The sequence below is a fragment of the Streptomyces sp. NPDC055078 genome (assembly GCF_053607985.1).
The window spans coordinates 20,732-31,705 of the sequence record NZ_JBSGUP010000022.1; the positions used below are offsets into that span (position 1 = coordinate 20,732).

A 10,974-nucleotide genomic window follows, 5' to 3' on the forward strand; every position below is an offset into this window, starting at 1 on the left:
GTCCGTACGGGTACCTCGTCCGTACCGTCACCGGGGCGCGTACCTCGTCCGTACGCGTACTTCGGTCGGTGCCTTCACCGGGTCCGCAGCCGGAACAGCGTTCCCGACAGCGCCATCGACACCGCCAGAATCCCCCCGCACCACAGCAGTGCCACCCACGGTGACGTCCCCACCGGCTGGGAGAGCAGCAGCCCGCGCAGGGACTCGATCAGCGGGGTCACCGGCTGATGGTCCGCGAAGGCGTGCAGCCAGCCGGGCATGGTGTCGATGCGGACGAACGCGCTGCTCGGATAGGGCAGGAACGACATGAAGAAGGTGAAGCCGCCCGCCGCCTCGGGGGTGCGCGCCAGCAGGCCGAACGCGGCCGACAGCCAGGAGATCGCCACCAGGAAGGCGAGCAGCAGGCCGGCCGCGGCCAGCCAGGCGGCGGGTGACGCCGAGGGGCGGAAGCCGATCAGCAGGGCGAAGCCGAGTACGAGGGTCGTGGAGAGGAGGTTGCGCACCGTGCTGGCGACGACATGGCCCGCCAGGATCGGTGCGCCGCCCATGTCGAGCGACCGGAAGCGGTCGATGATGCCGCCCTTCATGTCCTCGCTCACGCTCACGGCGGTGGACGCGGAGCCGAAGGCGGCGCTGAGGACCAGGATGCCGGGGACGACATAGGTCACATACGCGGTCCCGGTGTCGATCGCGCCTCCGAAGAAGTAGATGAAGACGACCATCAGCATCAGCGGCAGCACCATCGAGGTGATGATGGCGTCGACATTGCGGCGGCTGATGCGGATGCTGCGGCCGGCCATCGTCGCCGTACGGGCGAACGCCGCCGTGAGGCCCGGCCATGAGCCGGGTGCCCAGGTGTCAGACATGCGCGGGCTCCTTGGCGGTCAGGGTGAGGAAGACGTCGTCGAGCGTGGCCCGGTGGACGGAGAACCGGGCGATGTCGCACCGCTCGGGGTCGGCCTCGTCCAGCAGCGCCCGGACATCGGCCGCGCTGCCGTCCGTCGGGAGCCCGATGGTGAGGGTCTCGGGGAAGTGCTGGACGAACCGGTTGTCCGCTCCGGCGGTGTCGGTCGCGGCCGGTTCCGTGATGCCCGTTCCGGCGGGACCCGCGGCACCGCGCGTCGCGGCCACCGCCTCACCGCCCGCCCCGGCCGGTTGTCGCGCGCCGGAGCCCGGGTGGGCCCCGGGGCCGGGAGCCGGGAGCGGGTGCGCACCCGCCCGGTGGGCCCCGGACGGCCGGAGCGGGACGGTCGGGTGCGCCTCGGCCGTGCGGCCGGGCCCGGCCGGCACCTGGGCCGGGTCCCATGAGCCGTCGTACGGCCGGATCCGGGACGCGACGCGCAGATACGCCTCGGCGTCGGCGAGGACGAGGTCGAGGCGGTGGCCCGCGACCCGCGCCTTAAGGGCGTCCGCCGTGCCTTCGGCGACCAGCCGGCCGCCGTCGACCAGGGCGATCCGGTCCGCGAGGCGGTCGGCCTCCTCCAGATACTGCGTGGTGAGGAAGACCGTCGCACCGCCCTTCGACAACTCCCGTACCACCTCCCACAGCTCTGCCCGGCTGCGGGGATCGAGACCGGTCGTCGGCTCGTCCAGGAAGACGATCTCGGGGTCGCCGACGAGACCCGCCGCGAGGTCGAGCCGTCGGCGCATACCCCCCGAGTAGGTGGACGTCGGCCGGCGGGCGGCGGTGGTGAGGTCGAACCGTTCGAGGAGTTCGGCGGCGCGGCGTCGGGCGGCCGGGCGGGACAGGCCCTGGAGCCGGGCCATCATGCGGAGGTTCTCCTCGCCCGTCTGCTGCCCGTCGACGGCCGCGAACTGGCCGGTCAGGCTGATCGCCCGGCGTACGAGCCCCCGCTCGGCGATCACGTCGTGTCCGGCGACCCGCGCTCGGCCCGCGTCGGCGGTGGTGAGCGTGGCGAGGATACGGACGGTCGTGGTCTTGCCCGCGCCGTTCGGCCCGAGGAGGGCGAAGACGGTGCCGCGCTCGATGCGCAGGTCGACGCCGTCGAGGACCCGGACCTCACCGTAGGACTTGACGAGACCTTCGGCCTCGACGGCCGGTGACTGTTTCATGCGCTTCGCCCCTCATATCTTCTGCGTATGACATACACTTTACTGTGTAAGGGTTACGCATTACTAGGATGTGCGTCAAGTGAGTGCGGGCGAGGCGAGGCGGAAGCGATGACGGACAGCGGTGACGACGGCACGGGACTGCCCGCCAGCATCGAAGCGGCGTGGGGTCTGCGGGACCGTCCCGCCAAGGGGCCCCGGCCCGGTCTGAGCCTGGACCGGATCGTCGCCGCGGCGGTCGCGCTCGCGGCGGCCGAGGGGCTCGGCGCGGTGTCGATGGGACGGGTCGCCAAGGAACTGGGTGTCTCCACGATGTCCCTCTACCGGTACGTCGCCGCGAAGGACGAGCTGTACGTACTGATGCAGGACGCGGCCGCCGGACCTCCGCCCCTCCCGCCCCCGCCGGGCACGGGGTGGCGGGAGGCCGTCACGGCCTGGGCGCTCGCCCAGCGGGAACTGCTCCACCGCAATCTGTGGCTCCTGCGCGTCCCGATCTCCGGCCCGCCCGCCACCCCGAACTCGGTCGCCTGGTGGGAGCGGGGCCTCAGCGCGCTGGCGGATACCGGGCTGGACGACGGTGAGAAACTCTCGGTGATCATGCTGATCACCGGATGGGTGCGCAGTGAGGCCGCGCTGACGGCCGACCTCGGAGCGGCGGCCGACGCCGGCGGGACGGACGCGGACGAGGCCACGCGCCGCTACGCCGCCACCCTGGCGCGACTGGTGGACCCGGACCGCTTCCCCGCGGTGGCCGGTCTGTTGCGGTCGGGGGTGCTGTCCGAGCCCGAGCCGGGGACCGAGGACCGGGATTACGACTTCGAGTTCGGCATGGGCACGATCCTGGACGGCATCGAGGCACGCGTACGGAAGAGGGGCGGCGGGGATGACCGCTGAAGCGGGCGGACCGGGCCGCGAGGGCGGCGAACGGCCCGGCGCGGGCCCTGCGGACGAGGGTGCGAGCGGTACGTCCCGTACCGGCCCGGCCGGTGGTCCCGGTCCGGGTGGTGGGTCCGGTCCCGGTGGTGGTCCCGGCTCGGGTGGCGGGTCCGGGCTGCGGGCCCGGAAGAAGCGGCGGACGTACCAGGCGATCTCCGACGCGGCGATCGCGCTCTTCCTGGAGCGCGGGTTCGACCAGGTCTCCGTCGCCGAGGTCGCAGCCGCCGCCGAGGTCTCCAAGCCCACGCTCTTCCGGTACTTCCCCGCCAAGGAGGACCTGGTCCTGCACCGGTTCGCCGACCACGAGGGCGAGGCGGCCCGGGTGGTCGCCGCCCGTCCGCAGGGGCTCTCGCCGCTGGACGCCCTGTACCGGCACTTCCTCGACGGGCTGGAGCGCGGCGACCCGGTGACCGGTCTCAGCGAGGAGCCGCAGGTGCTCGCGTTCCAGCGGCTGATCTATGAGACGCCCAGCCTGGTCGCGCGGCTGTACGCCTATCAGGGCCGGTCGGAGGCGGCACTCGCCGAGGTGCTCGGCGGAGGTGTCACCGGCCGGCTGGCCGCCGGGCAGATCGTCGCCGTCCTGCGCATCCTCGCCGAGGAGAACGGGCGCCGGATCGCGGCGGGCGGGACGGCCGCGATGGTACGGCCCGGGGCCGCCGCCACGGCCCGGCTCGCCTTCGATCAGCTGAGGGACGGCCTTAAGGGCCTTAAGCGGCCTTGAGTGGCCTTGAGCGGCTTTGAGTGGCCTTGGCCCGGTAGTCCTGGCTCGGACACGGCCGCGCTGAAGCGGGACCCGGGCGCGGCACCCTGCGCTCCTCGTACAGCTCGCACTACCGGCAGATGCCGCCGCTGCTGCGGACGCCGGGCTTCAGGTGCAACAACACCGCCTGCCGGCCGGTGATGGACGCGCTCGCGCTGCTGGAGAAGTCTCCGGCCAACCGATGCCAGGCGCCGTGGCCCGCGCTAGAGCCGATCCTGTCCCCACCTGCCCCCGGGTCCGGGGGCAGGTCACGTACTGCTGAACAGCCGGTCCAGATGCACGTCGATCGCGGCGAGCGCGTCCTGGGGCTCGATCACGTCGAGTTCGATCAGGGAGGTGAAGCCGGTGAGGGCGAGGAGCAGGTTGGTCTCGGTCGCCGGGTCGCGGCCGGAGCCGATGTGTCCGTCGGCGATCGCCTGGCGGACCAACTGCTCGACGAGGGCCCGCCCTTGGACGAGGCCGCGGCGTGCCTGCTCGTGCACGGCCCGGTCGTGCAGCGCCTCCAGGACGTAGGCGGCACTCATCCGGCTGGTCGCGCGGGCGTCGGCATGCAGGGGGAGCATTTCCGCGAGCGTCAGTCGCAGCACGTCACGGGGGTGCGGACGGTCACCGAGCTTTTCGAGCCCCTGGTGTACGCGCACCGAGGTCTGCTCGGACGCGAAATCCATGGCGAAGGAGAGCATGGCGGTCCGGGAGGCGAAGTAGTGCTGCAACTGCCCGAGTGACATGCCCGCCTCCCGCGCCACCACGCGCATCGTCAGCTGTGTGACGCCGCGCTGCTCCACCACCCGCCACAGCGCGCGGGCGATCGCTTCGCGGCGTCCGCGGTGATCCACCTGTTTCGGCATCGCCGGCCCCTCCCTCGTACCCCAGGACTGTTCCAATACAGTCGACATAATACATCTGACCCATAACCCTGGGTCCACTTGAGGGAAGGAATCGTCATGTCCGAACAGCCAAAGGTACGGACCACGGAAGGCGTGGTGCAGGGGCGCCGGCGGCAGGGGCACGCGGTGTTCCGCGGCATCCCCTACGCCCAGCCCCCGGTCGGAGCGCTCCGCTTCGCCGCGCCCGCGCCGCCGCACCGCTGGGAGGGGACGAGGCAGGCGGTCGAGTTCGGCCCCGTGGTGCCGCTGTCCCTGCCGATCGACGTGCCCCCGCAGGGCACCGACTGGCTGACGCTCAACGTCGGCACTCCGGATCCCGGCGCGGCGGGACTGCCGGTGCTGGTGTGGATACCCGTGGGCGGCTACCTCTCGGCGGCGTCGAGCGACCCGATGTACGACCCGGCAGCGCTGGCCGAGGCGGGAGTCGTCGTGGTGACCATCAACTGCCGCGTGGGCGCGGAGGGATTCGCGTTCCTCGACGACGTGCCGCCCAACCGCGGATTCCTCGACCAGATCGCGGCGCTGGAGTGGGTGCAGCGCAACATCGCCGCCTTCGGAGGCGACCCCGGCCGGGTCACCGTGGGCGGGGTGTCCGCCGGGGCGGGCTCGGTCGCCGCCCTGCTGACGATGAGGTCCGCACGTGGCCTGTTCCGGCGGGCCATCGCCCACTCCGTGCCGGGGCTGTACAGCACCCCCGCGCTGGCACGGCAGGTCACCGCCGCGTTCGCGGACCGGGTCGGCGCGGCGGCCCCCACCGCCGAGGCCCTGCGCGACATCGATCCGTGGCACCTGGCCGCCGAGCTGACCTCCTTCAACGCCGGCCTCCACGCGCACCGGGAGAGCTGGGGACGCCTCACGGAGGCCGGCACCGCGCTGTGCCCCGTCGTCGACGGCGAGGTCCTCCCGGGAACGCCCTGGCCCGCGCTCACCGGCGCACGCGCGAACGGGACCGAACTGCTCGTCGGCCACACCCGGGACGAATTCCGGTACTTCAGCGTCGTGAGCGGACGGTACGGCACCTTCACCGAGGAGGACGCCCACGCGGCCCTGGAACTGCTCGCCCCGCAACCGGACGGCGCGCGGGCCTACCGTGCCGCGTTCCCGCAGGCAGGCCCGGAGGAGCTGGTGGAGACGGTGTACTCCGACGCGGTCTTCCGCATGCCGTCACAGAAGCTGGCCGAGGCGAACGCCGCAGCCGGCGGCACCTCGTACCTGTTCGAGCTGTGCTGGGTCGCCCCGGCCCTCGGCGGCATCCTGGGCGCCTGTCACAGCCTCGACCTGCCCCTGGCGTTCGGCACGCTGGACAGCCCCGTCGGCACCCAGCTCATCGGCGAGGAGCCCACTCCCGAGGCCGTCGCGCTCTCCCGCGAACTCCAGGAGGCATGGGTTCGCTTCGTCACCACCGGCGACGCGGGCTGGTCCGCCCACCGGCCCGGCGGGCACCTCACCCGCGTCCTGGACACCGAGCCGAAGAGTCTGCCCTACCCCGAACAGGCATCCCGCCAGATCTGGGAAGGCCACTCCCCCGCCCCCTTCGATCTGCCCTAAGGCCACCGGGCCGCCTTGAGCGGCTTTGAGGCCCCACGCGTCCGGAGCCCGGTCGGCCGGGAATCTAACGCAACCCGGTCATCAATTTAACCTGGTAACGATTTACGGGTTACGCTCGGGGGATGACGGCATCCGACGACGCACTCACCCATGCCCTGAACCAGGAACGCGCCTACCACGACGTCTGCCGCGCCGCCCGGACCGCCATGGTCGGCGACGCGGCGGAGGACGTCGTCATCGGAGAGAACGCCTTCGCGTCCGGCGCCGACGCCGAAGTGCTCGGCCGGCGGCTCCGGAGCACGGCCAGGGAACTGCGGGAGGCACCCGACGGCCCCCTGTTCTTCGGCCGCCTCGACTTCTCGCACGACGGGAGCGCGGGCGATCACCGGGGGCAGCGCTACTACATCGGCCGCCGCCGGATCGGCGAGCACCCGGCGGCCCCACCCCTCGTGGTCGACTGGCGTGCCCCTGTGGCCCGCGTCTTCTACCAGGCCGGCGCACATGACCCTCAGGGCGTCGCCGTCCGCCGCCGCTTCGGCTGGGCCCCCTTCGGCACGGGCGGCCCGGACGACCTGACCGGTCTGGAGGACGAGCACCTCACCCACGGGGACGCCGAGCGCCCCGCCCATACCGGCGGCGCCTTCACCCTTGGCGACGACCGCGCCCTCAAGGACGCCCTCAAGGACGCCCTTAAGGACACGGACGACGTCACCCGTAAGGGCGCGGAGGCCGCGAGGCCCACCGCGAGTGCCATCGTCGCGGATGAGATCGAGCGCCCGCGCGTCGGCCCGATGCGCGACATCGCCGCCACCATCCAGCCCGAGCAGGACGATCTCGTACGGTCCCCGCTCACCCGGTCCCTGTGTGTGCAGGGCGCCCCCGGCACCGGCAAGACCGCGGTCGGCCTGCACCGGGCCGCGTATCTGCTCTACACCCACCCCCGGCGGATCCGGCGCGGCGGAATGCTGATCCTCGGCCCCAGCCGGACGTTCCTGTCGTACATCTCCGAGGTGCTGCCCTCGCTCGGCGAGCTGGATGTCCGGCAGTCGACCATCGACGACGAGATCGCCCGCCATGAGGTACGGGCGGTGGACAGCCCCGCCGCCGAGCTGGTCAAACACGACGCGCGGATGGCCGGTGTGCTGCACCGGGCGCTGTACGCGCGGGTCGCGCCGCCCGGCGAGGCGCTCACCGTCCCCGACGGCTCGTACCGCTGGCGTGTCCCGCTGGACGAACTGGCGCGGATCGTCGCCGAGGTGCGCGCGGAGGCGCCCCCGTACGGCGTCGGCCGGGAACGCGGGCGCACCCGCGCCGTCCACGCGGTCCAGCTCCAGGCGGAGCGCAGGGCGGGGCCCAGGGGCGGTGCCTGGGGGCGGCGGGTCGGGCGGGCCCGGCCGGTGTCGGCTTTCGTGGACGCCGTCTGGCCCCGGGTGCGGCCCGAGGACGTACTGGCGGAACTGCTCGCCGACCCCGCCGACGAAGCGCTCACCGATGGCGAGCGGGCGGCCGTCCGCTGGTCCCGGCCGCCGCGTTCCGCCGCGTCGGCCCGTTGGTCGGCGGCCGATCTGGTCCTTCTCGATGAACTGGCGGGGCTGATCGAACGCCCCGCGAGTTACGGGCATGTCGTCGTGGACGAGGCACAGGACCTCTCGCCGATGCAGTGCCGCGCCATCGCCCGCCGGGCCGGTTTCGGTTCGCTGACCGTCCTCGGCGACCTCGCCCAGGGCACCACCCCGTGGGCCGCCCGCGACTGGCCGGGCCAACTGGCCCACCTCGGCGAGGCGGACGCGCCCGTGATCCCGCTGACCACCGGCTTCCGGGTCCCGGCCGCGATCGTCGGCCTGGCGAACCGGCTGCTCGGCTCCCTCGGTGTCGACGTGCCGCCCGCGCGTTCGCTGCGCGGAGACGGTGAACTGACGATCCGCCGGGTCCCCGATCTGCCGGCCGCGATCGTCGGAGCCGTACGGTCCGCACTCGCCCGGGAGGGCTCGATCGGGGTGATCGCCGACGCGCCTGACGTCCACCGGCTGCGTACGGCCCTCACCGCCGCGGGCATCCCGGCGGTCACCGTCCCGGGGGCGGGCGATATCCCGGGCGCCGAAGCCGTCGGGCGGGGCGCGGCCGATGCTCCCGCGCCGGGCGATGCTCCCGCGCCGGGCGCGGCGCGAACCGGTGGCGCTCTCGGCGCGCGGGTGACGGTGCTGCCCGCGACGCTCGCCAAGGGGCTGGAGTACGACCATGTCGTGGTGGCGGAACCGGCCGCGATCGCGGCGGCGGAAGCGCGCGGACTGCACCGGCTGTATGTCGTCCTCACCCGGGCCGTGACCCGGCTGGACATCCTGCACACCCGCCCGCTGCCCGCGCCCCTGGGGCGCTTCTGATGGATCCTGCTGGGCTCGACGGTGCCTTGACCACGAGTGCCGACAGCGTGCCGACAGCGCTCGTGGTCAAGGCGGGGCGTCCGTGGAGCGCACCGGGGGGCGGGACATCCGCCCTAAGGGCTGGTCATGGCCGCCGTGGCCGTGGCGCGGCCGTGGCGGTGGATCGGCTCAGGTCCGTGGCGGTGGATCGGATCAGGCGGGTGCGGTCTGTGGTGTCCGGCCGTTCGTGAGGCCCGCCGCCAGGCTGGTGACCTCGTACGCCCGGGGTACGGCCGGGCCCCGGGTGCCCTGCCCCTTCGTGGCCGGGACCAGGTCCCACCACCAGGTGATGACGGGGATGTCGAGCGGGGTCTCGCTGTCGTCGGTCGGAGTGTCGCTGAAGGTGGTGGGCAAATCGGCGGGGTCGTGGTGGCCGGTGTAGCGCACGGAACTGGTGCCCCAGTCCTGATTGGCGCGGATGAAATGAGCGAGGCTGTTCATATAGGTGCGCAGTTGGGGGCTGCCGGTGGCGGTGAGCGTCTCGTGCAGCCGGAGGAACAGACACAGCACCCGGTCCCGGTGGTTGACCACTGTGGCCAACGCGTCCTCCGGAGTGTGCCCGTGCCGCTGCTCCAGGACCCGCAGCACATTGAGGAAGTAGCCGGAGTGGGTGCTCTCCTTGTGGTACGAGAACATGTCGTTGTCCCAGGTGGTGATGAACGACGTCATCTCACCCGCGGCCCGCACGGCCGGCAGGTCCCGCTCGTGCGGCTGGAGTTCATAGCCGTGGGCGATCTCCAGCAGCGGCAGTACGAGGGTGGTCGCGCCGTCGTAGAGGCGCATCAGGGTGTAGTCGTTGAGGTCGGGGACGGTATCGGTACGGCGGTGCTCGGCCTCCCAGACGACGGAGAAGAAGTACTCCCTCAGGGCGTCCACCCAGCGGGCCGCCTGTCCGTCGGTGCCGTACCGGGCGATTCGCGCCCGGAGGTCGCGCAGCCCCTCCGCCAGCGGGTCGTTCTCCAGCAGCGGCACCTCGGGGTTCTGCGCGATGCGCAGCAGCCGGTGGAGGAAGGCGGCCAGATCTCCCGGCCGGTGGCCGATGTCGCCCTCCTCGCAGTAGCCGTCGTCGAGTCCGAAGAGCCAGAGGCAGAAGTCGGAGAGGATCGAGACGACCTCCTCGTCCCCCTCCGGCAGGATCCTGGCCGAGAACGTACCGAGTTCGTGCCGGACAAGACGGCCGCGCAGTTCCTGTGACCCGATGCCGAACGCCTCTGCCCAGACGGCGGTCCGGGCGTCGACGGCGGCGTGGCGGGGATGTATGGCGGGAGGTATCGGGGAGAAGAGCGACGGAACGGTCAACTGGGGCCCCACCTTCGGCCACCTCTCTACTGAGGGAATGTGAGCCACCGACGCTCGCTCACGTCGGGTGACGCCACGCGACTGATCAACTACGGCGCATAGTACTCACAGGTCAGACGCCGTCCAACAGGTCCTTCGCGCCACCCCATACGCCCGGTGTGCGCCCCGTACCGGCCCGAACGCCCCCTCGGGCGACCGGAATCGCCGCCGCCGCCGTCCGGCCCCGGGGCGGTCGTCCGGCAAGACGCGCTGATGGGACGGCCCCCCGGCAGCCGATTCGAATGCGACACGCCGAAACGCCGGCGGAGCCGCCCCTAAGGGCCCATAAGGGGCGACCAAGGGCGAGGAGACATACGACACAGTCGATAAAACGGCACTGGGAGATCGGTTCATTCGGTGTGTAGCGGGTGAAACCTCCGGACCCAAGAGGCCGCCCTGAGGGGCCACTCTTCGGCGTGTCGACTTATCCACCCTCAAGGAAACGTATCTGTGGTGGCCGAAAACATACGCTTCCGGCACCCGGCCGTTGCGATATGACCCAGGCATGACTCAGGCATTCGCACAGCGCGTCACAGTGGCCCCCGGGGCCCCGGGCCGGGTCGGTGACCGTTGGCGTGGGAACGCACGGACGCTCCCGCCGGTGACTCCGGGCTCCGGCTTCCGCCCGGCCGATCCCGTGACCATGCCGGTTCCGCCGCTGTGACCGACCTCGTGGAGGGAAGCCTCCCTCCATGACCTCCGTACGCACGACCCGCTCAGACCGCCCGGCGTACCGCCCGGCCCGGCGGCCCGCTGCCCCGGGCCGCCCGGACTCCGGGGCCGCCGCTCCGGACCGCGCGCGGGCCCGGCCCGGTGCGCGGGCCCCGCGCCGCCCGGCGCGCTGGGCCACCGTCGTCGCGGCACTGGCGCTCACCGGGACGCTCACCGCGTGCTCCGGCCCGCCGGGCCCCGGCTCCTCCCATGCCTCCCGCTCATCCGAAGCGGGTACCGAAACGGGTTCCGATGCCGGTGCGGATGCCGGTGCGGATGCCGGTGCGGATACCGGAGCGGATGC

General features: G+C 72.6%; 8 protein-coding genes and 1 pseudogene. 5 read left to right on the forward strand and 4 right to left on the reverse strand.

The window, feature by feature from the left end:
• Positions 1 to 74: 74 nt before the first annotated feature.
• Both ACWF94_RS03880 and ACWF94_RS03885 read right to left on the reverse strand, forming a co-directional pair.
• Complete coding sequence (locus tag ACWF94_RS03880) at positions 75 to 866, reverse strand: ABC transporter permease (RefSeq protein WP_453484379.1); 792 nt, start codon at positions 864 to 866, stop codon at positions 75 to 77.
• Complete coding sequence (locus ACWF94_RS03885; RefSeq protein WP_453484381.1) at positions 859 to 2,073, reverse strand: ABC transporter ATP-binding protein; 1,215 nt, start codon at positions 2,071 to 2,073, stop codon at positions 859 to 861. The genes ACWF94_RS03880 and ACWF94_RS03885 overlap by 8 nt, the downstream gene beginning before the upstream one ends.
• A gap of 108 nt (positions 2,074 to 2,181) precedes the next feature.
• Here ACWF94_RS03885 and ACWF94_RS03890 point away from each other — a divergent pair, with 108 nt between their 5' ends.
• Positions 2,182 to 2,964: a TetR/AcrR family transcriptional regulator gene (locus ACWF94_RS03890; protein ID WP_453484382.1), complete on the forward strand. Its 783-nt coding sequence runs from the start codon at positions 2,182 to 2,184 to the stop codon at positions 2,962 to 2,964.
• Positions 2,954 to 3,727 (forward strand): TetR family transcriptional regulator, encoded by a 774-nt coding sequence (locus ACWF94_RS03895; protein WP_453484384.1) that lies wholly within the window; start codon positions 2,954 to 2,956, stop codon positions 3,725 to 3,727. Before ACWF94_RS03890 ends, ACWF94_RS03895 begins: the two co-directional genes overlap by 11 nt.
• Before the next feature lie 287 nt (positions 3,728 to 4,014).
• Here the strand turns inward: ACWF94_RS03895 and ACWF94_RS03900 are convergent, their stop codons facing one another.
• Positions 4,015 to 4,614 (reverse strand): TetR/AcrR family transcriptional regulator, encoded by a 600-nt coding sequence (locus ACWF94_RS03900; protein WP_453484385.1) that lies wholly within the window; start codon positions 4,612 to 4,614, stop codon positions 4,015 to 4,017.
• 96 nt (positions 4,615 to 4,710) lie between these two features.
• Here ACWF94_RS03900 and ACWF94_RS03905 point away from each other — a divergent pair, with 96 nt between their 5' ends.
• Both ACWF94_RS03905 and ACWF94_RS03910 read left to right on the forward strand, forming a co-directional pair.
• Entirely contained in the window at positions 4,711 to 6,201 is a 1,491-nt protein-coding gene (locus ACWF94_RS03905; protein ID WP_453484387.1) for a carboxylesterase/lipase family protein, read from the forward strand.
• 122 nt (positions 6,202 to 6,323) lie between these two features.
• Complete coding sequence (locus ACWF94_RS03910; protein WP_453484389.1) at positions 6,324 to 8,582, forward strand: HelD family protein; 2,259 nt, start codon at positions 6,324 to 6,326, stop codon at positions 8,580 to 8,582.
• A gap of 192 nt (positions 8,583 to 8,774) precedes the next feature.
• Here the strand turns inward: ACWF94_RS03910 and ACWF94_RS03915 are convergent, their stop codons facing one another.
• On the reverse strand, positions 8,775 to 9,920 hold the full coding sequence (locus ACWF94_RS03915) for a selina-4(15),7(11)-diene synthase (RefSeq protein ID WP_453484391.1): 1,146 nt from the start codon (positions 9,918 to 9,920) through the stop codon (positions 8,775 to 8,777).
• A 731-nt stretch (positions 9,921 to 10,651) separates the two neighbouring features.
• Between ACWF94_RS03915 and ACWF94_RS03920 the strand changes: the two are divergent.
• Positions 10,652 to 10,974: pseudogene (locus ACWF94_RS03920) on the forward strand (hypothetical protein); the annotation flags it as partial.